This window comes from Stappia sp. (assembly GCF_048268045.1).
In the GTDB taxonomy this organism is placed as follows: Bacteria; Pseudomonadota; Alphaproteobacteria; order Rhizobiales; family Stappiaceae; genus Stappia.
In genome coordinates this window covers 146,795-172,169 of sequence record NZ_JBLWWG010000009.1, presented here as the reverse complement: position 1 = coordinate 172,169, position 25,375 = coordinate 146,795, and the positions used below count along the sequence as shown (strand labels likewise).

Annotated in this window: 24 protein-coding genes; 13 read left to right on the top strand and 11 right to left on the bottom strand. The window is 63.9% G+C overall.

The features are described from left to right. Positions 1–10: 10 nt before the first annotated feature. The 9 genes from ACN0WF_RS15445 to ACN0WF_RS15405 form a co-directional block, all read right to left on the bottom strand. A complete protein-coding gene (locus tag ACN0WF_RS15445; RefSeq protein WP_417773666.1) occupies positions 11–1,192 on the bottom strand; it encodes an acyl-CoA dehydrogenase family protein in 1,182 nt (393 codons plus the stop codon). A 125-nt stretch (positions 1,193–1,317) separates the two neighbouring features. Then, positions 1,318–2,235, bottom strand: a complete 918-nt coding sequence (locus tag ACN0WF_RS15440) for a class I SAM-dependent methyltransferase (RefSeq protein ID WP_417773665.1) — start codon at positions 2,233–2,235, stop codon at positions 1,318–1,320. Beyond that, positions 2,204–3,406 (bottom strand): HAD-IIIA family hydrolase, encoded by a 1,203-nt coding sequence (locus ACN0WF_RS15435; RefSeq protein ID WP_417773664.1) that lies wholly within the window; start codon positions 3,404–3,406, stop codon positions 2,204–2,206. The genes ACN0WF_RS15440 and ACN0WF_RS15435 overlap by 32 nt, the downstream gene beginning before the upstream one ends. A 48-nt stretch (positions 3,407–3,454) precedes the next feature. Then, positions 3,455–4,393: an NAD-dependent epimerase/dehydratase family protein gene (locus ACN0WF_RS15430; RefSeq protein WP_417773663.1), complete on the bottom strand. Its 939-nt coding sequence runs from the start codon at positions 4,391–4,393 to the stop codon at positions 3,455–3,457. 53 nt (positions 4,394–4,446) lie between these two features. After that, positions 4,447–5,616 (bottom strand): DegT/DnrJ/EryC1/StrS family aminotransferase, encoded by a 1,170-nt coding sequence (locus ACN0WF_RS15425; protein WP_417773662.1) that lies wholly within the window; start codon positions 5,614–5,616, stop codon positions 4,447–4,449. Between the two features lie 18 nt (positions 5,617–5,634). Continuing rightward, positions 5,635–6,612, bottom strand: coding sequence for a transketolase family protein (locus ACN0WF_RS15420; protein ID WP_417773661.1), 978 nt, complete (start codon positions 6,610–6,612; stop codon positions 5,635–5,637). Next, entirely contained in the window at positions 6,609–7,427 is an 819-nt protein-coding gene (locus ACN0WF_RS15415) for a transketolase (protein ID WP_417773660.1), read from the bottom strand. Before ACN0WF_RS15415 ends, ACN0WF_RS15420 begins: the two co-directional genes overlap by 4 nt. 16 nt (positions 7,428–7,443) lie before the next feature. Continuing rightward, positions 7,444–8,463, bottom strand: coding sequence for a kinase (locus ACN0WF_RS15410; protein WP_417773659.1), 1,020 nt, complete (start codon positions 8,461–8,463; stop codon positions 7,444–7,446). 8 nt (positions 8,464–8,471) lie between these two features. Next, positions 8,472–10,010, bottom strand: coding sequence for a B12-binding domain-containing radical SAM protein (locus ACN0WF_RS15405; protein ID WP_417773658.1), 1,539 nt, complete (start codon positions 10,008–10,010; stop codon positions 8,472–8,474). Between the two features lie 251 nt (positions 10,011–10,261). Here ACN0WF_RS15405 and ACN0WF_RS15400 point away from each other — a divergent pair, with 251 nt between their 5' ends. Further along, positions 10,262–11,290: a glycosyltransferase gene (locus ACN0WF_RS15400; RefSeq protein WP_417773657.1), complete on the top strand. Its 1,029-nt coding sequence runs from the start codon at positions 10,262–10,264 to the stop codon at positions 11,288–11,290. Positions 11,291–11,303: 13 nt separating this feature from the next. Here ACN0WF_RS15400 and ACN0WF_RS15395 read toward each other — a convergent pair whose 3' ends face one another. Beyond that, on the bottom strand, positions 11,304–12,329 hold the full coding sequence (locus ACN0WF_RS15395) for a helix-turn-helix domain-containing protein (RefSeq protein WP_417773656.1): 1,026 nt from the start codon (positions 12,327–12,329) through the stop codon (positions 11,304–11,306). Positions 12,330–12,469: 140 nt separating this feature from the next. Between ACN0WF_RS15395 and ACN0WF_RS15390 the strand changes: the two genes are divergently transcribed. Genes ACN0WF_RS15390 through ACN0WF_RS15360 form a run of 7 tightly spaced genes read left to right on the top strand, consistent with a single transcriptional unit; the run spans position 12,470 to position 19,656 of the window. Further along, positions 12,470–14,650: a TonB-dependent siderophore receptor gene (locus ACN0WF_RS15390; protein ID WP_417773655.1), complete on the top strand. Its 2,181-nt coding sequence runs from the start codon at positions 12,470–12,472 to the stop codon at positions 14,648–14,650. Positions 14,651–14,658: 8 nt separating this feature from the next. Next, positions 14,659–14,952 (top strand): DUF2218 domain-containing protein, encoded by a 294-nt coding sequence (locus ACN0WF_RS15385; protein WP_417773654.1) that lies wholly within the window; start codon positions 14,659–14,661, stop codon positions 14,950–14,952. Then, the gene (locus ACN0WF_RS15380; protein WP_417773653.1) at positions 14,949–15,917 is read left to right on the top strand and encodes an alpha/beta hydrolase; all 969 of its coding nucleotides are present in this window, start codon (positions 14,949–14,951) and stop codon (positions 15,915–15,917) included. Before ACN0WF_RS15385 ends, ACN0WF_RS15380 begins: the two co-directional genes overlap by 4 nt. 13 nt (positions 15,918–15,930) lie before the next feature. Next, positions 15,931–16,851, top strand: coding sequence for a siderophore ABC transporter substrate-binding protein (locus tag ACN0WF_RS15375; protein ID WP_417773652.1), 921 nt, complete (start codon positions 15,931–15,933; stop codon positions 16,849–16,851). A gap of 33 nt (positions 16,852–16,884) precedes the next feature. Beyond that, positions 16,885–17,883, top strand: coding sequence for an ABC transporter permease (locus ACN0WF_RS15370; RefSeq protein WP_417773651.1), 999 nt, complete (start codon positions 16,885–16,887; stop codon positions 17,881–17,883). Between the two features lie 19 nt (positions 17,884–17,902). Continuing rightward, on the top strand, positions 17,903–18,874 hold the full coding sequence (locus tag ACN0WF_RS15365; RefSeq protein ID WP_417773698.1) for an iron chelate uptake ABC transporter family permease subunit: 972 nt from the start codon (positions 17,903–17,905) through the stop codon (positions 18,872–18,874). Beyond that, a complete protein-coding gene (locus ACN0WF_RS15360) occupies positions 18,871–19,656 on the top strand; it encodes an ABC transporter ATP-binding protein (RefSeq protein ID WP_417773650.1) in 786 nt (261 codons plus the stop codon). The genes ACN0WF_RS15365 and ACN0WF_RS15360 overlap by 4 nt, the downstream gene beginning before the upstream one ends. Here ACN0WF_RS15360 and ACN0WF_RS15355 read toward each other — a convergent pair. After that, entirely contained in the window at positions 19,653–20,390 is a 738-nt protein-coding gene (locus ACN0WF_RS15355) for a DeoR/GlpR family DNA-binding transcription regulator (RefSeq protein WP_417773649.1), read from the bottom strand. The genes ACN0WF_RS15360 and ACN0WF_RS15355 overlap by 4 nt on opposite strands. A gap of 62 nt (positions 20,391–20,452) precedes the next feature. On the opposite strand from ACN0WF_RS15355, the gene ACN0WF_RS15350 reads away from it, so the two are divergent. The 5 genes from ACN0WF_RS15350 to ACN0WF_RS15330 all read left to right on the top strand — a co-directional run bounded on the left by ACN0WF_RS15350 (position 20,453) and on the right by ACN0WF_RS15330 (position 25,273). Then, positions 20,453–21,085 (top strand): TIGR00725 family protein, encoded by a 633-nt coding sequence (locus ACN0WF_RS15350; RefSeq protein ID WP_417773648.1) that lies wholly within the window; start codon positions 20,453–20,455, stop codon positions 21,083–21,085. Positions 21,086–21,140: 55 nt separating this feature from the next. Then, positions 21,141–22,232, top strand: a complete 1,092-nt coding sequence (locus tag ACN0WF_RS15345) for an ABC transporter ATP-binding protein (protein WP_417773647.1) — start codon at positions 21,141–21,143, stop codon at positions 22,230–22,232. After that, complete coding sequence (locus ACN0WF_RS15340) at positions 22,229–23,131, top strand: carbohydrate ABC transporter permease (RefSeq protein WP_417773646.1); 903 nt, start codon at positions 22,229–22,231, stop codon at positions 23,129–23,131. The genes ACN0WF_RS15345 and ACN0WF_RS15340 overlap by 4 nt, the downstream gene beginning before the upstream one ends. Further along, on the top strand, positions 23,128–23,955 hold the full coding sequence (locus ACN0WF_RS15335; RefSeq protein ID WP_417773645.1) for a carbohydrate ABC transporter permease: 828 nt from the start codon (positions 23,128–23,130) through the stop codon (positions 23,953–23,955). The genes ACN0WF_RS15340 and ACN0WF_RS15335 overlap by 4 nt, the downstream gene beginning before the upstream one ends. Positions 23,956–24,022: 67 nt before the next feature. Beyond that, positions 24,023–25,273 (top strand): ABC transporter substrate-binding protein, encoded by a 1,251-nt coding sequence (locus ACN0WF_RS15330; protein ID WP_417773644.1) that lies wholly within the window; start codon positions 24,023–24,025, stop codon positions 25,271–25,273. Positions 25,274–25,375: the final 102 nt, after the last annotated feature.

Here is a 25,375-nt window from a genome sequence, read left to right as displayed (position 1 = left end):
TATGCGGGTCTCAGCCCTTGGTCGGCCCATAGGACTTGGGCAGCCCCAGCACCTGCTCGGCGATGAAGCAGAGAATGAGGTTGGTGGAAATCGGAGCAACCTGATAGAGGCGCGCCTCGCGGAACTTGCGCTCGACATCGTACTCTTCGGCGAACCCGAAGCCGCCGTGGGTCTGGAGGCAGGCTTCGGCCGCCTCCCAGCTCGCATCGGCGGCAAGCATCTTCGCCGCGTTCGCCTCGACCCCCGGATTGTGCCCGGCGTCATACATGGCAGCCGCGCGATAGACGATGGCCTCGGCGGCGAGCATATGCGCGTAGGACCGCGCCAGCGGGAACTGAATGCCCTGGTTCTGGCCGATCGGCGTACCGAAGACGACCCTTTCCTTGGCATAGGCGGATCCGGTCTCGATGAACCACTTGGCGTCGCCGATGCATTCCGCGGCGATCAGGATCCGCTCCGAGTTCATGCCGGAGAGGATGTAACGGAAGCCCTTGCCTTCCTCGCCGATCAGGCTGGAGGCGGGAATGCGCGCGTTGTCGAAGAAGATCTCCGTCGTCGCATGGTTGATCATGGTGCGGATCGGGCGGATCTCGACACCATTGCCCTTGAGCTCACGCAGGTCGATGAGAAACACCGAAAGACCGTCGGTGCGCGATTTTGCCTGATCGCGCGGCGTCGTGCGGGCCAGCAGAACCATGAGGTCAGAGTGCTCGGCGCGCGAAATCCAGATCTTCTGGCCGTTGACGACATAGTCGTCACCGTCGCGCCGCGCGGTCGTGCGCAGGGAGAGCGTGTCCGTGCCGCTGGTCGGCTCGGTGACGCCGAAGGCCTGCAGGCGGAGCGATCCGTCAGCGATGCCGGGCAGGTACTTCTGCTTCTGCTCGGGATTGCCGTGCCGCAGCACGGTGCCCATCGTGTACATCTGCGCGTGGCAGGCGGCGGCGTTGCAGCCGTTGCGATGGATCTCCTCGAGGATGACCGCGGCAGCCGAAAGATTGAGGCCCGAGCCGCCATATTCCTCCGGAATCATGGCGGCGAGATACCCCTCGCGAATGAGCGCGTCGACGAAATCCTTCGGATAGGCACGGCGCGCATCGAGATCGCGCCAGTATTCGCCGGGAAATGCGGCACAGACCTTGGCCACACCCTCGCGGATGGAGGCATATTCGGCGGTCGGATCAAAAGCTTCCATGATGGTCCCCGGAAATTGTCATGGCGGCAAAATCGCAGGTCTCGCCGTCCGGGGGAAATGTCTTTTGCTTCTTGAGGGTATCACGCCGAGCTATGGCTGAAAGCCCGGGCCATAGCCCAGGCACGTCAGACTTGCCGATCGGGGCCATCCGCCTCAAACACGCCATTGCGGCAGAACACCCACCAGAACCCGTCCTTCATGTTCACGCGTCCGAACTGCTCGGCAACGGCAAGAGCGACGCCCGGGTGAAAATGCCGGTCTCCATAGGCAACGAAATCGCGTTCCTTGAACCGCCGGGCATGTTCGATGACCTCCGCATCAGGCAGGATCTCGAGATCGTCGCCGCAGATGATGCCGAACCCGGTCTTGATCGCCTTCTTGGCGAACTCGATGTCGGCGACCACATCATCGTGATAGTGCGAGCCATCGATATAGATCACGTCGAATGCCGCGTTCTCGAGAAACCTGCCTATCCGGCGTGTTTCGGATCGAATGATCGAGACGTCGATCTCGTGCCGGCGCGGATGAGCGTCCACGACATCGACGGTGTTGATCAAGGCCGGCCGATGGAACCGGTCCATACCGGCATAGCCGGCACTGCCCTTGCCCAGATCCTCCGCGGAAACATAAGAGTCCCAGCGATCGAGCAAAATCAGATCGGAGCCGGAGGGCAGTTCGTCGAGCCAGATGCGCGTCGACCCTTCGCCAAACCACGATCCGATCTCGAGCAACGACGCGGAACTGGAGAAATATTGCCCGATCATCGCGCGCATTGCCGCGTCGCGTTCCGGATTCGCCTGATTGACGCTGATCCTTGCTGCCCGCAGCAGGGAATGAGGAACCCGGATAGAGGCAATCCAGCTTGCAACGCGAAGCGCACCTCCCCGCTTCAACCAACGCATATTGATGCCGCCCATTCCACCCTCTTTCAATGCCTGAAGCGCACGCAGTTTCCATACGTCACGCAAAAGCTTGACGGACAGCAGCCCTAAACACCGAGAGGATAGCTCGTCACACCAACCGCAGATTTTTGCAGAAAGCAAAAAGGTCTCCGCCTGGGAAAAGAAAGTCCTTCACACCTGCGGCACGCGCCGCCTCCAGGTCCGTTTCCCTGTCTCCAATCAGAAAACTACCGGACTTTTTAACTGGCCAACATTCAATCAAATCAAGCAACATCCCCGGCTCTGGCTTCCGTCGCCGAGACGAGAAAGAAAATTCCTCAACAATCCCCTCAGGATGAAATGGACAATACTCGAACGCATCGATATGTGCACCAATATTCCTGAGGTCCTCGTTCAGGTGTCGATGGAAGGCTTCGACTTGCTCGCGCCCGTAGTACCCGCGGGCAACGCCCGCCTGGTTGGTGACGACGAAGACGTAGTAGCCGGCATCATTGAGCGCCTTCACCGCCTCGCGAGCGCCATCGACCCAATCAAGACGGTCGGCGCTGTGCACATAGCCGTGGTCGATGTTGAGAACACCGTCGCGGTCGAAAAAGGCCGCCGGACGGGTCCGAACGGCCTCGACGAAGCCATCGGCGCGCGCCAGGTCCAGGGGAACGCCAATGTCGAGAAACCTGCCCTCGTAGACACGCCCCTCGACCCGCCCCGCCCTGGCCAGCACGGGAAACACATCGCGTTCGATGGAGCACGCGCCAGGCCCGATCTCGCCGAGCACCCGGCGGTCCATGCAGTAGACGCCGCCGTTGATAAGCCCGTCGCCATCCTGCGCAGATGCGTCGAACCCCGTGACACGACCATCTTCGAGCGCAACGGAGCCGTAGCGGCCGGCGGCCGGCTCTCGCCGCAGCGCCATGCGCATCCAGGCGCCATCGTCGGGCTCGGTGCACAGATCGAGCAGGTTGATGTCGAAGAACGTGTCGCCGTTCATGAGCAGAAATCGCTCGTCGAGCAGCGGCGCGGCGTGCCGCACCGCCCCTCCCGTTCCGAGCAGGCCGGGCGGTTCGATCGACAGCCGAACCGTCGCCTCCCCGAAGACGCCAGGCTCGGTCAGAACGTCGAACTTCTCGGCCATGTAGCCGCACAGCAGCACGATATCGGTAAAGCCATGGCGGACGACATTGCCGATCAGATGATGGAGGAACGGCACATCGAGAACGGACACGAGAGGCTTGGGAGTGACCTTCGTCACCTCGCCAAGCCGGGTGCCGAGCCCACCCGCCAAAATCACGGCCTGTGTCGGTGCCTTCGCCATCCAAGCCTCGTCCATTTGGGGGCCCTCACAAGGCCCTGCGGTCACCGATCAGACGTTGCCGTGGACCGAGTTGCGGATCATCCGGAAGCCTTTCATCAGCTCTTCGATGCCGGCGTCGATCGACACTTCGGGGCGATATCCCGTGCGCTCGATCTTCTCGTTCGAGACGATGTAGTTGCGCTGGTCCGGGTCCTTGCCGATATCGGCCTCTACAAAATAGAAGTCCGGCAAATGCCGCTTGATCGCCTGGCAGAGCTCGATCTTGGACAGGTTGGCGTCGGACATGCCGACATTGTAGATCTCACCCTTCATGGACTCGAAATTCGACAGGCCGTGCAGGAAGGCACGGGCTACATCACGCACGTTGATATAGTTGCGCTTGAAGTGCCCCTCGAACAGCACCAGGAACCGGTCGTTGACAGCGCGCCAGACGAAGTCGTTGACGAGCAGGTCCAGCCGCATCCGAGGCGACATGCCGAAGACGGTGGCAAGGCGGAAGCTGATCGAGTTCGTCCGCTCCATGAGGCGCTTTTCGACCGCCACCTTGTCGATGGCATAGGACGAGATCGGCCGCAGCGGGGACTCCTCGGTGCAGAAGTTGTTCTCGTCGCCGGTGCCGTAGGCGCTGTTAGTCGTCGGCATCAGGACCGCCTGGTCCGGCGACACATTGTCCAGCATCATCAGCACGGCATCGTGGTTGACCGTCGTGGCGCCGACCGGATCCGCCTTGCACAGCGGAGCGCCGACATAGGCGGCAAGCGGGATGATGATATCCGCCGACGCATAGAGTGGACGCATCTCCTCCTCGCTGCGGATATCGGCGCGCACCACCTCGAAATTCGGGTTGTGGCAAAGCTGGTTCAGGCTCGACTGTCGAAACATGAAGTTGTCGACAACGGTAACCTTGTAGCCGGCGTCAAGCAGCATGGGGACCATGGTCGAGCCGAGATATCCGGCACCGCCGGTGACGAGAATATGTTCAGCCAAGGGATCAGCCTTTCATCATCTTGTTGCCGCTGCGCGGCCGTCCGCCAATACCCTCAGACAGCATTGAGGATGCGGGTGATATCGTCGACTTCGGCAAGCGAGAGTTGGGGGAAATTGCCGATGTAATAGCCGAAGAAATGGATGTGTTCGGTCTGCGGATAATCCTTGTACGCCCCCTCGGGCACGATGCCGCGCAGGTAGGGTTGGCGAAGCTGGTTGCCGCCGCCGGCGCTCCCGCGCCGGAACTCGATCCCCTCCTCGCGCATCCGTCCCATCAGCCGTCCGGAAAACTCCCGGTCCGCGTCCGTCTGGATGAGGTTGAAGGCGTAGTTCGAAGACCCCTCGGTCTCGAAGTCGGTGCGGAACCGCGTGGCATCGATGCGATCGAGGAAACGGAGGAAGTTCTCCGTCCTGCGAAGATTGTTGGCATCAAGACGTTTGAGCTGGCTGCGCCCCAGGATGCCGCCGATCTCCGTATTCCGGCAGTTGTATGCCGGATACATGAAGATGAAGTCCGGGTTGAGTTCCGGCTCGCTGGCGACGATCTCGTCACGATAGCTGTCGTTGCCCACTTCACGCAGCATGCCGTGCGAACGGAACATCCGCGCCGCCCGATGCACCTCGGGATCGTCGGTGCAGATCATCCCGCCCTCGATCGTGCTCATGTGGTGCGCGTAATAGAAGGAGAAGTTCGACACCCAGCCAAGGGAGCCGACGCGACGCCCCTTGTGCGTGGCGCCGTGGGACTCGCACACATCCTCGATAAGCGGAATGCCGCGCCGCTCGAGTTCGACCAGCAGCGCGTCGGTGAGCCCGTTGAAGCCCTGCGCGTGAGTCAGGAACACCGCGCGGGTCCTCTCGGTGATCTTGTCGAGAATGCCCTGCGTCGACATGGACAGCGTCCTGGGATCGACATCGACAAAGACCGGCGTGAAACCGCACTGCAGCACAGCCGCGATGTCGGAGATCCAGGTCAGCGTCGGAACGATGATTTCGCCCGCTTCCGGATGTTTCGTCCTCAAGATCGAGAGCGTCAGGAGATTGGCCGAGGACCCGGAGTTGACGAAGGTGCTGTATTTCACCCCAAGCCAGTCCGACCACTCCTCCTCGAATGCCTTGACGTTGGGGCCGTGCGTGAGCTTCGGATCGTCCTGCCGCAGGTGCTCGATGACAAGATCGAGGTCTTCCCGCTCGAAGTTGTTCCGCATCAGGGGGTATTTCATGGCTGTAACGATCTCGCGTTAGAGAAGCTCGAGAATACGCCTCAGGCAGGCGTCCGCACCGATGCCGATGCGATCATGAAGCTCGACGCGGGTGCCGAGCTCGAAACTGTATTCAGGCGGCACGCCGATGGGCAGGAAGCGCGTTTCGATGGCCGCCTCGCGGATCAGCCCGCCTATAACCGCATCGACGCCGCCGCGACCGGCGAAACCCTCTTCCATCGACACGATCAGGTCGACCCCTGCGAGCTTGCGCGCAAGCGCATCGCGGTCGACACCCGTGATATCGACCAGATCGACCAGCACCGCACCGACGCCCCGCTGCGCCAGAGCATCGGCGACGGCAAGAGCGGTGTGGGTCATGTAGCCGGAGGCAACCAGGGCGACGGTCTTGCCGCCGCTGGACGCCGCGGCCCCGTCACGCAACAGCCGGAAACCGTCGGCGCGCCACGCGGCGCCATTCTCGTCGAGCGGCGGCAGCACCTGTGCGTCGAGCCGCAGGTAGCGAATGCCGGGCTCGCGGCACGCATCGAACGTTGCCGCCGCCTCCAGATGGTCGCTTGGCGAATACAGTCCCACCACAGGCAGCGAGCGCATGATCGAGATGTCTTCGTAGCACTGGTGCGTCGGACCCGAGACGACATAGCTGTAGCCCGCGCCGACGCCGATCAGCGTCACGGACATGCTGCGCACCTGCGAGAGCAGGCAAAGATTGACGCGGATCTGCTCGAGACAGCGCATCGTGATGAAGGGGGCGATCGCATAGGCGAAGACGTTGTAGCCTTCGAGCGCCAGGCCGGCGCTCACATTGATCAGGTTCTGCTCCGCGACGCCCACATTGACGAAACGATCCGCGAAACGCGTGCTGATATCGTCGATGACGGGCGAGCCGAAATCGGCAGTCACGAAGAAAATCGTCGGATCATCCGCCATGGCGTCGCGAATGCGCGACAAAAGCGCATCGCGCATGGCCATCGGCTTTACTGCTGCGAGGGTCATTCTCTCTCCAACAGGCTGGCAAGGACCTCGGGCCGCGGCGCCATGACGTGAGCAAGCGGCATGTCCTCCACGCCCGGCACGCCGCGTCCCTTGATTGTCTTGGCAACAAGCGCCTTGGGTTTTCCCTTGCGCCGGGCCTTCATGTCCATGAGCGCGGGATAGAGTTTCGTCACGTCGTGGCCATCGTCGACCACAACCGTCTCCCAGCCGAAGCTCTCCAGCCTGGAGGCGAGGTCTCCATGCCCCACGATCTGATGGGTGCGGCCAAGCATCGCGATGGCGTTGTCGTCGACGAGGAGATGCATGTTGTCGAGGCCATGATGGCCGGCGAACATGATCGCTTCCCAGTTCGATCCCTCGTGCAACTCGCCGTCGCCGCAGAGCACGAAGACGTTGCGATCGGTTGCCCCGCGCTTCGAACCCAGCGCCATGCCGGTCCCCACGCCGAGCCCGTGACCGAGCGAGCCGTTCACCGTCTCGTAGCCGGGGATCACCGGATCGGGAATGCCGCCGAGAAAGCCCCCGGCCTTGCACACCCTCTGCAGTTCCTCGACCGGAAAGAAACCGAGATCGGCGAGGATCGGATACATGCAGATCGAGCCATGCCCCTTGCTGATGATCAGCCGGTCACGCTCCGGGTTCAGCGGATCCTTGGGGAACTGCTTCAGAACCTCGCCGTAGTAGAGGGTGACGAAAAGCTCGATGGGCGAGAGCGATGAGGCAATGCGCGTTTCCGGCGCGCGCGCATGGATCTCCAGCGTCTGACGCCAGACCCAGGCGGCCTTGTCGGCCAGATGTGTCAGGTCGTTGAGCATGTGGCTGTTCCTCGCATCAACCGGCATGACCGGGGCGCAACGGCCCGTCAGAGGGCTTGTAGTACACGACCTGGCTTCCGTCTCGCTCGAAATGGAAGGGGACATGGGTCAGGCCGTCGAGTGCCCTGGCAACGTCGCGACGCCTTTCCGGCGGCACGAAGAAGAGAATGAAACCTCCGCCGCCGGCCCCGAGAATCTTGCCGCCAATGGCGCCTGCGGTCATCGCCCGGGCATAGATCTCGTCGATCATGGCGGTGCTGATGCTGTCGGAGAGCCCCTTCTTGAGCTGCCAGGCTTCATGCAGAAGGCGGCCGAAGTCGTCCATGTCGGCGGACGGGTCGGAGAGAATGCCAACGGCCGTGTCGACCTGCTCCCGCATGCGCTCCAGATTGGCGCCGCTCTTGCCGATGTTGGCGACCTGCTTGGCGGCGACCTGCGATCCGAAGCGGCTCACGCCGGTGAAGAAAAGCATGAGGCGACCTTCGAGCGCTGCGAGCCGGTCCTGCGTGCAGACCACAGGCCGAACCTCGTGCCCTCCGCCCTTGAGAAAATCGATGCGGTTGAAGCCGCCATGGGCGACGGCGATCTGGTCCTGGCAACCGACATTCTCCGCGAGAACGTCCTGCTCGATGCGGATCGCGCTCTCGGCCAGCCCCTGCTTGCTCGACATGCGGCCCTCGAGCGCATTGATGGCGTGCAACAGACCGACGGTGAAGGACGAACTGGAGCCCAGCCCCGAACGGGCGGGCAGGTCGCCGTCGTGGTGGATCTCGATGCCGTCGACCACGCCGAGATCGGAGAGAACGCCGCGAACCGCGGGATGCTGGATTTCCTCGATCCGCTGGACGTTCTCGATCTTCGAATAGACGATCCGGTGCCGATGCTCGAAGAACGGCGGCAGATATCGACAGGTGATATAGCAATACTTGTCGATTGTGGTCGAGATCACCGCACCGCCATTCTCGATGAACCAGGGCGGGAAATCGGTACCTCCTCCAAAGAAGGAAATCCGGAAGGGCGTGCGGGTGATGATCATGCTGCGGCTCAATCCCCCAGCAGTTTGCGCTTAAGGCGAATCTTCGTCATGTCCTCGACGTTGGCCCGTTGCTGCGATCCGAAGCGGCGTTCGACGACATCGAGATAGTCGGGATTGGTGAAATAGGTCTGCCAGGCATCGTCGCGGAACCGCAGCACTTCTGCCGCGCTGCAGTGGCGGGTCGCAAGGGGCTTTGCATCATAGGACAGGAACGCAAAGGCCTCGTAACTGTCGGGCAGATCCCACCCTTCCCGCCGTGCTTGCGTGTAGAGCGGGCTGCCGGGCAGCGCCTGACACGGATACATGTTCGCCATCTCGGTGTTGAGTTCGAGGGCGAGATCCAGCGTCTCCTGCATCGTCTCCTGCGTATCCTCGGGAAAGCCGAAGATGTAGTTGCTGATGATATTGATATCGCTGTCCTGGATCGTGCCGCAGATCTCGCGGATGTTCACATCCTTGAAGCTGCCCTTCGACACCTCCTGGCGCACGACCTGGTTCCCTGCCTCGATCCCGAGCGCCAGCCAGTTCACGCCCGCCTTCTTGAAGAGCTCGAGGCGATCCTTGCGCACCGTGTCGACACGTGAATACGCCCACATGTTGAGGTCCAGCCCGCGCTCGATGATGCCGGTCAGCAGCGGATGGTAGTAGCGCCGGTTGAGAAAGAACATCTCGTCCGACAGGCGCAGCGTCTCGACACCCATGCCCGCCAGCTTCTCGATCTCGGCAAGCATGAACTCAGGGCTCCAGAACCGCATGCCCCTGGAGTGCGATGCGTCGACATCGTCGTCCGCGTCGGTGCGGTTCACGATGTTGATCATGCAGAAATTGCAGGCGAACTGGCACCCCAGGGAGGTGTAGATCGCGGCGAATGGCGTTCGCTTGTCGTGATCGAAGCCGGCGTGCCAGAAATGCGCACGATAGAGATCCAGAGGCTTCTCGCGATAGGGCAGCAGGTCCCAGGCATAGCCGGGAAGGTCCTGATCCATCAGCTCGTTGGGCACCACCCGCTCCGCCGGGTTGATGACCTGGCGCGCCGCGCCACCACCGTCGCGCAACTTCCAGCCGATGCCGCGAATGGCGGGCAGGTCGCTCGCAAGATCCGATTTCAGCAAATTGTCGAGCGCGTAAACGCCCTCATTGAGGAGCACCACATCCACAAAGGGATAGGCCAACACCTCGCGCGGAAGCGCGCTCGTGTGAGAGCCGACGAAAGCAACGGTCCGCTCCGGTGCTTCGTTCTTCGCCGCCTCGGCCAGCAGGGTGGCGCCAATCATGCTCGTGGTGCCGGAATTCGGATTCTGGCCATAGACGCAGAAGAGCACCACGCGGGGGTCGGCATCGCCAATACGCTCGGCCGCCTCTTCAAGGGACAGTCTCTCCGCGTCGCAGTCGAGTATGGCGACGCCGTGTCCCTTGCTGCGCATCGACTGGGCCAGCAACAGAGCCCAGGTCGGAGGCTCGATCGCTGCATAGACCTTGGCCAGATCCTGATAAGCCTTGGCGGCAGAACTCGGATTGACGATCAGCAGGTCGAGCTTTCTGTTCATTCAATCTTCCTTCTCGGCACCGCTCCCCACGATCCGGTGACCGTTGCGGCAAATCAGGCGTCGGACAGCTAGCGTGTCGCAACAACCAGCTGCACAGTCAACCCACCAGACGGCGGCAAAACCGCCGGTGTGCGAGCCCGTCAGCAATGAAGTCATACACTTCCGTCCCTGTCGGCAACGCTGCACAAGCGCCTTCAGATAGCACGGATCGTGCTTGCAGGTGACGCGTTGATCGTGCAACCAAGAGTTCGGTGAATTTCACATTCCCCTCATGGCGAATTGAATTTGCACCGGCCTTTTTATCGATTGCCCCGTTCCAGAGTCGGCTTGAGCACGTGCGGCGCTCGGGAAGCCAAGAAAGCAGCAACATGTCTTCCGAGCTGATCTCGATCCTGTTCCTCAACAAAAACAACGCCGATCATCTGGAAACGGCCATCAAGACAATCCTGCTCCAGAGCGATGTCAATATCGAGGTGATCGTCGCCGATGGCGGTTCGACCGATGGATCCCTGGAAATCATGGCTCGATATCCCGAGCTCACGGTTCTTGAGGGAGCGGATCGGTCACGTGCCGACGGCGTCAAGCGGGCGACCCGCGCCGCCAGAGGCAAATACATCGCCTTCATGACGTCGACCGACGGCTATCTCGGACCGCACTGGCTGTCCCATGCGGTGGCGGCGCTGAACGCCGATCCGGAGACGTCCCTGATCTGGGGAGCGAGCGCCAACATGGAGACGGACGGCACCTTGCGCCGCTCGTTCTATCCGCCGAACTTTCGCAAGAAATACCCCATCGCCCAGAAGCGGCAGTGGCTCCTGCCGTGGATCACGGACGACGGAAAATGGATCTCCTACTTTTCCGAACTGAGCTATGTCGTGCGCGCCGATGTCTTCCGTTCGATCATGCTTGGGGAGGAAAAAGAGCCCCGGCTGGAAGGGATCGACCCCGTCCTCGACTTTCATTTCGAATTCATCAAGCAAGGCTATCTGCCGCTGTATCTCAATGAACTCGCCAACTTCGGCCGCAAGCATCCTGGTCAGCACCAGGTCAGCAACCAGGTCGGCTCCTGGGTCGACGTCTACAATGAGGCGCGCAAGGATTACCGTCGCAGGCTGCTTGCGTCCGGACAGGCGCATATCTGGCGAGACGCCGAAGGCAGGGAGATCGGGCGTATCGGCAGCACACGGCTCAAGGCGATGATCGCACTCACCCGTCTTTTCCGCCTGAAGCCGCTTCAGCCGCTGCTTTCCCGCGCACTGGGGCTGTTTATAAAGCCCTGAAGAGGGCCTCGCCTCACCCCTTCGCGCTCTTGCGCGCCTCGCGCGGAGACAGGCCGAACTCTCGACGGAAGGCCGTGGCAAAATTCGCGGCGCTTGCGTAACCCGCCAGGTCGGCGGCAACGGCAACGCTCACGCCCTCCCGCTCGAGCAACTGGCGCGCGCGCAACAGATGGCGACGGCGAATGAACTCCGAGGCCGTCATGTCATGCGCGAGCCGGAACAGCCGCTGCATCTTGCTGACGCTGACACCGCTGAGCCGCGCGAGCTGCTCGATCGACATGCCCTCGGCATCGGCCGCCTGCATGTTCTCCTCGATTGCCTGAAGACGTCGCGCGTCCACCGGTGAAAGCTGCGCCAGCGGTTTCGCCCGCCCGCGCGCCGCCAACGCCGCAAAAGCCTCCGCCAAAAGATCTAGGGCCCGGCTCTCCAGATAGAGATGCTCGGGGTAAATGCCGTTCTCCGGCGGATGCAGCATCTGCTCCGCGATGGCGATCAACGCCGGGCTCGCCACCCAGTCGACACGCGCCAGATGGGTGCGACAGAACGCTTGAAGGGTCTGCCGATCCGCCGTGCCATCGAAGCCGCTCTCGCCCAGCCAGGCAGGAGAAACGGTGACGGTCACCTTGCGCATACGGTCGCCCTTGCGGGCGTGGCGGACGAATCGATCCGCCCGTGCCCTCGAGATCATCACCCCGCGCACGGGCTCGTCCGCGCGCCGCCCCACGTCGAGCGGCACCCCACCGATCGTGGCGTCGACGGCCCCGGACAGAAAGACCATCACCGTCAGGCCGGCCGGCTGCTCGACGACCGTGGTAACATCTTGAAGTGTAACGGTATCCGACGTGTGGATGCTGAGCCCCGAGCGCAGCCGCGCGATACGGTGATCGCCGTGCAGGATCGCCTGCGGAGAGGTCATGAGAGGACGCAGGAGCTGAAAGCCCGGACCGGTCAGCGTCGCATGTTCGCTGAGGTCCGTCGCCAGCACGTCGCTGTCCTTGATGTTGAAACCGGTCGCCACCTGAAGCCGCCTTTCGTGCACGCCGCCGCTCCTGCAAACATCTTTGACGCCTCCTCAAAGAAAGGGCGCTGGCGCGTCGTTCCCGCCTTCACTAACAAACATGAATGTTTTCATCAAGTTTACGTTCGGCGAACAGGGCCGAACGGTGTATGGGGGTACAGATGGCTACGAGAAAGACCTGCCGGATGCGTCCGGGCGGTGTGCTGGTGCGCTCCAGCAGCGCCCTGTTGGCGTCCACCTTCATTGGCGTCTGGCTTGCCGGCCCAGCGTTCGCCCAGGATGGCGGAGCGACGACACTTGACCGCATCGTGATCGAGGGCGCGAGCTACGAGACAGACGACAGCAACAGCTACACGACGAACCTCATCAGCGTTGGCGAAAAGGACGTGATGTCGGTTCGCGAGATCCCGCAGACGACGACAGTCCTGACACGGGAGAGGCTGGACGACGGCGGCTACACCTCACTCGACACGGCACTCCGCGACACGCCCGGCATCGTCGTTCTGAACAATGACAATGGCCGCTCAAGCCTGTTCTCCCGCGGCTTCGAATTCGACTCTCTCTACTTCAACGGCCTGTCAGCACCGCTTTCGAGCGTCTATGGCACCCAGCCGGACATGGCCATCGTCGATCACGTGGAGATCCTGCATGGTCCCTCCGGCCTGTTCGGCGGAACGGGGGAACCGGCGGGCACGATCAACATGCGCCTGAAGCAGGCCAAACGCGACTTTGAGGCGCGTTTCGACGGCGCCTTCGGGTCCTGGGCCGACAAGCGCGGTGAAATCGACATCACCGGGCCGCTCAATGAATCCGGCTCCGTGCGCGGCCGGTTCGTCGGTGTACTCGAGAGCGAGGACGGCTTCGTCGACACAGTGACGAACGGCGTCGGCGTCGCCTATGGCACGATACAGGCCGATATCGGCACAAACACCACGGCGACGCTTTCGATCAGCCATCAGGTCCGCGATATCACCCCGTTCAACGGACTGCCGACCGCACAGGACGGCACCTTGCTGAACCTCGACCGCTCGACCTTCACGGGCGCCGACTGGAACAATTTCGACAACAGCGTCACCGACTACATCGGCGAGGTCGAGCACAAGTTCGATGACGGCGGGCACGCAAAGGTTTCCGCCCGTTATCAGGTCACGGACGTCGACTTCATGTACGCTTGGGCCAATGGCTATGTCGCCTCGAACGGCGACATTGTTTCCGGCGGCGGCGACACATCGGACTCGCGCTGGCTCGCCCGCAAGTACAAGTCGGACGCGCTTTCGGTCGATGCCCACGTGAGCAAGCCGTTCGAGCTTTTCGGCCAGGAGCACAATGTCATCCTCGGCGCCGACTACCGCAACCAGGACGCCACTCTGCACCAGGGTGCAGGAACGATCACGGTCGACCAGAACATCTACAACTGGCAGACCAACCTGCCGTATCCAGTGGTCAATTACACCGTCAACACAGGCACCCAGACCGACCAGCTCGGCGTCTACGGCCAGTTGCGCGTCAAGCCGATCGAGCGCCTGACCCTGATCGGCGGCGGCCGGCTGACGTGGTATGGCGCGACGACGAAGAACCTGGCGACCGGAGCCGTTACCAACAAGCAGTCGGTCAATGCCCATGTGACCCCCTATGCCGGCATCGTCTTCGACATCAACAACCTCCTGTCGGCCTATTCGAGCTACACGGAGATCTTCCAGCCGCAGTCGGCAACCGATGTATCCGGCAATCTCCTCGACCCGCGCGAGGGACGTCAGTACGAGGTCGGGCTGAAAGGCGAGTTCTTCGACGGCAACGTCACCACGTCGCTCTCCTACTTCAATCTTCGCGACAACAACCGCGCCATTTCCGATCCGCTGAACCCGGGTTCTTCCATCGCCCAGGGCGAGGTCGAGGTGCAGGGCGTGGAGCTTCAGGCCTTCGGCTCTCCGCTTCCGGGTCTCGAGGTCACGGCCGGTTACACCTACACCTACAGCCAGTATCTGAACGCCGCCTCCGCCGGCGAGACCTTCAGCACCTACACGCCGAAGCACATGCTGCAGCTCTGGGCGAAATACTCCTTCGACGACCGCTTCGGCGCGCTCGAGGGGGCCTTCGTCGGCGCGGGCGTCAGCGCCTTCAGCTCGTTCTCGAGCGTATCGCAGGGCGTCACCATCAAGGCGCCCGGCTATGCCACGGCGGACGTGATGGCCGGCTACAACATCAACGACAACCTGAAGGCCACGCTCAACGTGACCAACGTCTTCGACCAGAAGTACTACTCGCGCGTCGGCGGCACCTCGGTCTTCAACTTCTACGGCGAGCCGCGTGCGGCGAAATTCCGCCTGTCAGCAAGGTTCTAGGATCGCCCATGCCAGGATCGCAAGCCAGGGTCGAGACCCAGCACGCGTCGCGCTACCTGCAGCAGCTCTGCAAGCACTTCGCGCACAAGGTCTCGGTCACATTCGACGCCAGCGAGGGCTCCGTCGACTTTCCCTTCGGTGACTGCCGCCTGAAGGCCGGGGATGACGTGCTGCACATCGAATGCGTGTCGGACACCCAGGACACGCTTCGCCGGACCCAGTTCGTCGTCCACGACCATCTCGAGCGGTTCGCCTGGCGCGAAAAGCCCGAGATCGTCTGGCAGCCAACGGATCGTGAATGAGCACAAGACACCCCATCGCGGGCCTTGCCCTCGCGGCCGCGGCGTTTCTCGCCGCGGCCGTCGGCGGTCATGCGCAAGAACCCGTGCGGATCGAAGGCGGGATCGAGCTCCCGCTGACCTCCTCCGTTTCCGGCGAAACGCTTCGCCTGCTCGTCTGGTCGCCCGACCAGCCGGCGGGGCCGGCGGGCTATGCAATCCTCTACAGCTTCGACGGCGAGGAGAGCTTCGCCCTTCTCACCGACATCGCCAGGTCGCTCAACGCGGCGGCGGCCAGGGCCGGACTGCCGCCGGTTATGGTCGCCGCCATCGCCTATCCGCTCGGGCGCGCGTCTATCGCGCGCCGGGTCCATGACATGACGCCGGCGGCGGAGACCCATGTCATGCCCGAGCGACCGAACGGCGAGCCCTGGCCGGAGCTTGGAGGCGGCGACGCGTTCCTCGAGATGCTGGAGCGCGATGCCAAGCCGCTTGTGCGAGAGATCGCAGGAGGCACAGTGGCAAGCGAGACGCTGTTCGGGCACTCGCTGGGCGGGCTCATGGTGCTCGAGAGACTGCGCACGGCTCCCGGCGCGTTCAACTGCTATGTGGCGAGCAGCCCGTCCCTCTGGGTCAATGACCGCCGCATGCTCCTGGACATGAAAGCCTCCCTGCAGGCTTCCCGTGTCCCCGACACGATGCCGCCGCACCTCTCCCTCTCGGTCGGGGACGCCGAGCAGGATCTCAGCCCCCTGGACCTGCGCCAGAAGGACGGCATCGAGGCGCGCCGAAAATGGGTGACCGGCAACGCGATGGTCACCAACGCCAGGACCCTGGCAAACATCGTGAAGGCCGCCGGCGCGGACAAGCTGCGCCTGACCTACCGCGAATACGCCGGACGCAACCACCAGACCGCCCGGATCGTCGCGGCGCTTGATGCCGTGGAAACGGCACTCGGTTGCTCCGCGAACCAACCGCTTCGACCATGAACGGAAGACAGACATGACCTCCCTGCTTGCACGACACGCTGCGGCACTGACGCTCGCCGCCTGCGTCCTTGCCATGATCCCGGGAACGCTCCGGGCCGAGGAGTTGCGCGTTGAGCACGCCCAGGGGGTCGCCACGCTCCCCGACACGCCGAAGACCGTGCTCGTCTTCGATCTTGCAGCCCTCGACACGCTCGATGCGCTTGGCATCGACCCTCAGGGCGTGCCCAGCGGCGTGAAGCCGGCGCACCTGCGAAAATTCAACGAGGACCGCTACGAAAAGATCGGCTCCCTGTTCGAGCCGGACCTCGAGACCGTGGCGGCCATGGCACCGGACCTGATCATCATTGGCGGCCGTTCCGCCGCGAAGTATCGCGAACTGTCGGCCATCGCCCCGACCATCGACGTCTCCGCCGATCTCGACCACTATCTGGAAAGCGCCGAGGAGCGGGTCCTGACGCTCGCGCGGGTCTTCGACAAGGAAGCGGAAGCCTCACGGCGGCTGGAGGCTCTGAACACCTCGGTCGCCGCCCTGCGGGAGAAGGCGAAGGACGCCGGCACGTCTCTCGTCATCCTGACGACCGGCGGGCGCATGAGCGCCTATGGCCCGGGATCGCGTTTCGGCATTCTCCATACCGCGTTCGGCCTGGAGCCGGCGGTCAAGGATCTCGCCGTGGCGACCCACGGGCAGGCGATCTCCTACGAGTTCATCCTCAAGGCCGACCCAGAGCATCTCTTCGTCGTTGATCGCGACGCCGCCATCGGACAAAAGGGACAGGCCGCACGGGCGATGCTCGACAACGACATCGTGCGGCGGACGAAGGCGTGGAAGGAGGGCAAGGTAACCTATCTCCAGCCGGACACCTGGTACCTCGGCGGCACCGGCCTCACCGCGATGCAGACCATGGTGGACGAGGTCTCCGCCGCTCTCGACTGAGGGCCGCGGCATTCCCTCCTGACGGCACGAGACATGAGTAAACCAAGAAATGAGGAGCGGCGGCGGGCAACGCAACGCCTGGCAATCGGGCTGGCGCTGCTGGGGCTTCTGGCCCTCGCCAGCCTGTTCATCGGCGTCGCCGACGTTTCCCCGCAAAGCCTGCTCGACCCGCAAACGCGCGCGGTCGCACTGGAGGCGCTGTTCGACAGCCGCGTTCCGCGCACCTTCGCGCTCATTCTCGCCGGATCGAGCCTGGCTGTCTCCGGCGTGATCATGCAGTTGCTTGCCCGCAACCGCTTCGTCGAGCCGTCGACGGCGGGCACCGTCGAATCCGCCGGGCTCGGCATGCTCCTCATGCTTATGGTGTTTCCTGGTGCTCCGGTCGTCGTCAAGTCGCTGGTCGCAGCGCTCTTCGCACTGGCCGGCACAGCGCTCTTCCTGCGGCTCCTGCGCCGGGTTCCGCCTCATGCGCCGCTGCTGGTGCCGCTTACCGGGATCATGCTCGGCGGCATCATCGGATCGCTGACCGCCTTCATCGCCTTCCGCTTCGACATGATGCAGTCACTTGGCGCCTGGCGGCATGGCGACTTCTCCGTCGTCATTGCCGGACGCTATGAGCTGCTGTGGCTGACCTTCGCGCTGGCCGCGCTCGCCTATCTTGCCGCCGACCGCTTCACCATCGCCGGGCTCGGCGGCGACATGAGCCGCAACCTCGGTCTCAACCATCGGCAGACCATGTCCGCCGGCCTCGTCATCGTGTCGATGGTTTCGGCCATCGTCGTCACCACCGTCGGCTCCATCCCGTTTCTGGGGCTCGTGGTGCCGAACCTCGTCAGCCAGATCATGGGCGACAACCTGCGCCGCACGCTGCCCGTTATCGCCATGACCGGCGCGGCACTGGTCCTTGCCTGCGACATGATCGGCCGTCTGATCGTCGCCCCTTACGAGATCCCCGTCGGCACGGTCTTCGGAGTCGTCGGCAGCGCCATCTTCCTCCACCTCCTGCTGAGGCACGCGACCCGTGCCGCATGAGACCGGCTTGCGGACCGCCCTGACGACCCGCCCCGTCGTCGTTATCGCGCTGCTCGCCGCCCTCGCGGCCGTGGCCGCGGTCGGCTTCATGACCATTGGCGTGCGCGGAAACTGGGAGTTCGTTCTGGCTCTGCGCGGGCGCAAGCTGGCCGCGATCTGCTTCGTCGCCACGGCGACCGCCATCTCGACGGTGATCTTCCAGACCATTGCCAACAACCGCATCCTGACGCCCTCGATCATGGGCTTCGACGCGCTCTACGCCCTCTTGCAGACCGGCCTCGTCTTCGCCATCGGCGCGCATCGGCTCTCCACCGTCGAGCCGCGCCTGATGTTCGCCGTCGAGACGGCAGTCATGCTTGTCTTCTCGCTCGCGCTCTACCGGTGGCTTTTCCTCGGTGAGCGCCGCAGCCTGCATCTCCTGCTGCTTGTCGGCGTCGTCTTCGGCCTGCTTTTTCGAAGCATCACCGTGCTCCTGCAACGGGTGATCGATCCGAATGAGTTCGTCGTGCTGCAGGACCGGCTCTTCGCGAGCTTCAACAGCGTCGCGCCGGACCTGCTTGTCATAGCGGCCGTGCTGATCGGCCTCGTGTCGCTGGTGTTGTGGCGCATGTGCGACCGTCTCGACGTGTTGCTGCTCGGCCGCGACGTGGCGATCAACCTCGGGCTGAACCACCGCCGCGAGGTGGCGCTGGTGCTCGTGCTGGTGTCGCTCCAGGTTTCCGTCGCGACCGCGCTCGTCGGACCGCTCAACGCCTTCGAGCCGGTGAGCTTCTTCGGGTTGCTGGTGGCGAACCTGACCTACCTTCTGGTCCCCGGCTTCCGGCACCGGCATGTCCTGCCGGCAGCAGCCCTTGTGGGGATCATCATCCTGCTCGGCGGGCAGCTCGTGCTTGAACGGATCCTCGGACTCGAGGCCGTTGTCGGCATCGTCATCGAGTTCGCCGGCGGACTGCTCTTCATTGTCTTGCTTTTGAGAGGACTTGCGCGGTGATCGAGATCAAGGGGCTGAGCAAGGCCTACGACGGAACGCCCGTCGTTGACGACGTCACTCTGACACTGCCGCGCGGTGGTGTCACCGGCATCATCGGCCCGAACGGGGCGGGAAAATCGACCCTGCTGGGTCTCATTTCACGGCTGCTGGCGGCGGACACGGGCACGGTCCGCGTCGGCGGCCTCGATGTGGCGCGAACGCCCGGTGAAGAGCTTTCCAGGCACATGTCCGTGCTCAAGCAGGACAACCACGTCGCAACCCGCCTCACCGTGCGCGATCTGGTTGGCTTTGGCCGCTTCCCCCATTCGCGCGGCCGCCTCGGGCCGGAGGACCATACCCACATCGAAAGTGCCCTCGCCCATCTGGAACTCGGCGCGCTCGCCGAACGCCATCTCGACGAGCTCTCGGGAGGGCAGCGTCAACGCGCCTTCGTGGCCATGGCGCTGTGTCAGGACACGGATTACATGCTCTTCGACGAGCCGCTGGCGAGCCTCGACATCCGCCACGCGGTCTCGATGATGCATCTCCTGCGCAAGGCCGCGCGGGAAAACGGCAAGACGGTCGTCATCGTGCTGCACGACATCAATCTCGCCGCCAATTTCTCCGATACGATCATTGCCATGAAGGACGCTCGCGTCGCCTGCCACGGCGCGCCCGAAGCCGTGATCACCGGCGAAAGGCTCTCAGCGATCTACGGGCTGCCCATTGAAGTTCACCGGGTGAGCGGTCAGTTGGTGACAACCTACTCCATGGCGCAGGACAGCGACACGCTGCGCGCCTAGCCTGTGCCGGCCTCGAGCTCGCGACCGCTGTCGACCACCATGTCGAAGTCGGAAAGCATGGCGATCGTGGACAGGGCGGAACGGCCGAACTTGCTCGATGCGGCGAGCAGCAGGGATTTTTCGGCCGCCTGCATCGCGGCCTTCTTGACGGCGATCTTCGACAGATCGAAGTCCATCACGCGCCCTTCTCCATCCACCGCGGAACAGCCGATCAGAGCATAGTCGAGACGCAGGCCCTGAAGAGCCAGCATGATCTCCTCACCGACAAGCGAGCCGTCCCGACCGGCGACTCGGCGACCGAGCACATTGACGTCGTGCCGGGAGGGATCGAAGGCGAGCGCGGCACGCATGCTGTTGGTGAAGACACGAAAGCCCGCGCGCGCGTTCAGAGCCTTGGCCGCCATTTCCACCGTCGTGCCGACATCGAGGAAGACGCTTGCGCCGTCGGGAACCAGCGCCGCCGCCGTCTGCGCGACCTGCACCTTGTCCTCGACGGAAAGCTGCTCCTTCTGACCATGATCGAGCCGCAACGTCTCGGTGGGCCCGGCACCGCCATGGAACCGCTGCAGCCGGCCCGCGTCGGCAAGCGCGATGATGTCGCGGCGGATCGTCTGCGCCGAAACGCCGAACTCCTCAGCAAGGCTCTCGATGGTGACGAAGCCGTTCTGCTCCGTCAGCGACAGGATCTTCCGCTGCCGCGCGCTGAGGGTCGAGTGCGGGGCGCCGCGATTCATGGTCTTGTCCTGCTTCGCTATTTGAATGTAAAAAAGTTTACATCAACGATCGGAGCTGGCCAATGGGTAACACGCGATATTTTCTTTCCGGTGACACGGTCCACAGCGACGCCGGGCGACTGGATCCCTGGCAGTGGCGCTGGGAGCCGACCGATCTCCCGGCAGGAGCGAAGGACGTCTCGGCGCGCGAGGCGCTGGCTGCCGCGACGCGCGGCGGCAAGGCGCGCCGGGTGCCCGTCGGCATTATCGGCCCACGCGCGGCAACGGATGCTCAATACGCCGGTGCAGAAGAGATCGGCGCCGCGCTCGGCGCTCTCGGCCTCACCGTCATGTGCGGCGGCAAGAGCGGTGTGATGGAAGCTGCAGCCAAGGGTTGCCTTGGGGCGGGCGGCCTTTCGGTCGGTCTGGTTCCGGACCATGACTGGCGTTGTGCCAACGACTATATCGCCCTGCCCATCGCCACTGGCCTGAGCGAGGCGCGCAACATGATCATCGCCAAGTCCTGCGCGGTTCTGGTCGCCGTCGGCGGCTCCTACGGCACGCTCTCGGAGATCGCCTACGGCCTGCATTTCTCCAAGCCAGTCATCGGCCTGCTGGGCGCGCCGGATGTGGAAGGGCTTGAAATGGCACGCGATCCGCAGGACGCAGTCGAGCGGCTCGCCGGACATGTGATGGCTATGGCGACCTCGTCATAAAAGTTACACGCGCGCTCCGCATAATGTAAGAAACTTTACAAACCTGGCGAACACAATGGTCACACCCACGACACTGGAACTGCGCGGCGTCACGCGTCGTTTCGGCCCCCAGACGGTCCTCGACGGGATCGACGTCTCGATCCCGGCCGGCAGCTTCACGGCGCTGCTGGGCGCGTCGGGCTGCGGCAAGTCGACAACCTTGCGGATCATGGCCGGGCTCGACCGTCCGACCACGGGGCAGGTGCTGCTCGAAGGCACCGACGTCGCCGGAAAGACCGCGCACGAGCGCAACGTGGCGATGGTCTTCCAGTCCTACGCCCTCTACCCGCACCTCACCGTGGCGCAGAACATCGCCCTCCCCCTTGCCATGCGCCATCTGACGACGCTCGGCCGCACACCGTTCCTCGGCCGGTTCGCGCCGGGGAGCGGCGCGGCGCGCGAGCGCATTCGCAAGGCGGTCTCCGACGTGGCCGACATGCTCGGGCTCGAAGCCCTGCTTGCCCGCAAGCCGGCGCAGCTCTCCGGCGGCCAGAAGCAGCGCGTGGCCCTCGGTCGGGCACTGGTGCGCGATCCCGTTCTCTTCCTGCTCGACGAGCCGCTGTCGAATCTTGACGCCCGCCTTCGCGTCAAGATGCGGACGGAACTCGTCGCCCTGCACAAGCGCACGGGACGACCCTTCGTCTATGTCACCCACGACCAGTCCGAGGCGATGGCAATGGCCGACCAGATCGTGGTGATGATCGCCGGCCAGGTCGCTCAGGCGGGCAGCCCTCGCGACCTCTACGACCGGCCGGCCTCGCGTGACGTCGCCGCCTTCATCGGCACCAACGCGATCAACCTCTTCGAGCCGGGAACGGCTCCGGCGGGGCTGCATCCGGCGGCCGGCGAAATGCTGGTCGGCCTGCGCCCCGAACATCTCTCGCCCCTGGCGGACGGGAGGATAGAGGCGCGGCTCGAGACGGCCGAGTATCTCGGTTCCGAGATCGTCCTCGGGCTGCGGGCGGAAAGCGGAGCCGAGCTTCGCGCGCTGGCGCCCGGCGATTACGAGATCCCGGCTCCGGGAGCCACCGTACGGCTCGGGTTCGACGACAAGCGCGTGCATCTCTTCGATGCCGCCTCCGGCAAACGGCGCGAGGCAGGACAATGAGCCGCCTTTCCATCGCCCGACGCGAGGCGCTCACCGATCTGTGGCTTGCCGGGCCTGCGACGCTTGCGATGGTCGTGTTCATCTTCGTGCCGGTCGCCATCGTCGCATTTCTGTCCTTCTCCGACTATCAGTTCGGCGCGCCCAGCCTGAACTGGGTCGGCCTGGAGAACTACGCGAAGCTCTTCGGCTCGACGCTCGGGCGCCGCGCCATCACCAACACGCTGATCTATGTGGCCATCGTCATTCCGGCCTCGGTCGGGCTTGGCCTGCTCGTCGCTCTCGGGCTGCACCGGATGACCGGCTGGGCGCCCGGCCTCGCCCATGCGCTGCGGGCCATCTACTTCCTGCCCGTGGCGGCAACGCTCGTTGCCATGTCGGTCGCCTGGCAGATGGTTCTTCACCCCTCGCTCGGCGTCGTCAACCACGCCATCGTCGCGCTTGGCGGCGAGCCGCAGAACTGGCTCAGCGACCGCGGCCTGGTGCTCTACACGCTGGCCACGATCGGCATCTGGCAGACCGTCGGCTACAACATGGTTCTGTTCCTGGCCGGGCTCGTCGCCATTCCGCCGGAGCTCTATGACGCAGCCGAAGTCGACGGCGCGGGCGGCGGCTGGTCGCGCTTCTGGACGGTGACGTGGCCCATGCTCGGCCCGACCACGCTTTTCGTCCTGGTTGTCACCGCGACCAATGCGTTCCGGGTCTTCGAGACTGTCGCGACCCTGACCAAGGGCGGTCCGGCATTTGCATCCGACACCCTCGTCTATGCGCTCTACCGGGAAGGCTTCGTCTACTTCAAGGCAGGCTATGCGAGCTCGATCACCATGGTCTTTTTCGCCTTCCTGCTGATCCTGACCTTCGTCCAGCTCCGGGTCGTCGAAAAGAAGGTGCACTACAGATGATCCGAAAGCTCACAGGCCATGCCGTCTCGACACTGCTTCTGCTTCTCGGAGCTGCTGCGATCCTGCTTCCCTTCGCCTGGATGCTGCTTCTGTCGATCAAGCCCCGGGACGAAATCTTTACCGCCGAACTGCAACTCCTGCCGTCGCGCATCGAATGGCAGAACTTCTGGGTCGCGCTGACGAGCACCGACGTGCCGCTGTTCCTGTGGAACGGGCTGGTCGTGGTGTCCGGCATCCTGATCTTCCAGGTCCTTTTCGCCGTGCCCTGCGCCTATGCGCTCGCCCAGCGCCACTTCAAGGCGCGCGGCCTCGTCTTCGCGCTGGTTCTGGCCGCACTGCTGGTGCCGTTCCACGTCACCGCGATCCCGATCTTCCTGGGTTTCGCGCAGGCTGGCATCCTCAACTCCTACTGGGCGCTGATCCTGCCGTTCGTCCCCACAGCCTTCGGCATCTTCCTGTTTCGCCAGGCCTTCTCGCAGCTTCCGGTGGAGCTCTTCGAGGCCGCCCGGGTCGACGGGCTGAGCGAGACCGCCATCGTCTGGCGCATCGCCTTCCCGCTTGTCATGCCGGCGGCCACCGCCTTTGCGATCTTCTCCGTCACCGCGCACTGGAACGACCTGTTCTGGCCGCTGATCGCCACGACCGATCCGCATCTCGCCACTCCGCCGCGCGGCATTCTCTACTTCCGGGACGAGGAATCCGGTGACGACGTCGGCCCGCTGATGGCAGCGGCCGTGATCATCACCGCTCCGCTGGTCATCGCCTTTCTGGTGGCGCAGCGGAAGTTCACCCAGGGCCTCGCGGCAAGCGGGCTCAAGGGCTGAAACGCGGGAACCACGAAAGACGCGGGAGAAACCGCGCGTGCAGAAACGTCAACAAGGAGTGTCAAGCATGAGACGTGCCCTATTCGCCGCCGCCTTCGCGCTCACCGCCACCGCCGCGACCGCGCAGGAAACCGAAATCCGCGTGCACTATGCGATTCCGACCATCTGGGCGGACACGCAGAAGGTGCTCGCCGATGCCTTCATGGCCAAGCATCCCGACATCAAGGTCACCCTCGACGGCGCCGCCGAGGGCTATCCGGAAGGCGTCCAGCGCCTGCTGCGCGAGGCTGTCGCCGGCACCGCGCCGGACGTCGCCTATGTCGGCCTCAACCGCTGGCGCATCCTGCAGGAGCGCGGCCTGACGCAGCCGCTGGAGGGTTTCCTCGGCGAGGATCCCGCAAAGGCCGGCTACACGCCCGCCCTGCTCTCGCTCGGCAGCTTCAAGGGCCAGCAGCACGCGCTTGCCACGTCCGCCTCGACGCTGGTGATGTACGTCAACCCCAAGCTGGTCGAGCAGGCCGGCGGCTCGATGGACGATTTCCCCACCACGTATGACGGGGTGATCGAGCTCGCTGCCAAGATCAACGCGCTTGGCGACAACATCGACGGCGTATGGATCGACCGCCACGACTGGCGCTACCAGTCGCTGCTCGGCGCCTATGGCGGGCGCCCGATGAACGAGGACGAGACCGACATCACCCTCGACAGCGAAGCCGGCATCGAGGCCGCGCGCCTCTACCAGCGCTTCGCCAAGGAAGGCGGCATGAAGTCCTACGCCGACAGCGACGCCCGCCAGGCGCTGCCGGCCGGTACGCTTGGCATCATGTTCGAGAGCTCCTCGCTGCAGACGCGCTTCGAGCAGGGCGCCGGAGATGCCTTCACGCTCGCGGTGAAGCCGCTGCCGATCGCCACCGAGGACAAGGAGAAGGTCTACTTCCCCACCGGCGGCTCCGGCATCGTCATGCTGACCAAGGATGCGGCCAAGCAGAAGGCCGCCTGGGAGTACATCTCCTTCGTGACCGGCCCCGAAGGCCAGAAGATCATCGTGGAATCGACCGGCTATGCCCCGGCCAACTCCATCGTGATCGAGGACAAGGCCTATCTCGGCTCGTTCTATGAAAAGAACCCGAACGCGCTTGTCGCCCACACCCAGATCGCGAACTACGCCGGCCCCTGGTACGCCTATCCGGGCACCGAGGGCGTCGCCGTGACCGACCTTATCTCGGCCGCACTGGTCGAGGTCACCGAGGGTGCCGATCCCGAGGCGACGATCAAGGAGCTTGCCGAAACGCTGCGCGTCCAGCTCGGCATGAAGTGAGGCCGGGGTCTCCCTGACCCGGCATCACGGGGCCACGGTCGCGCAAGCGGCCGTGGCCTTTTCTTATGGCGACGCTTCGCCGCGCCAGGCTCCCACTGAGAA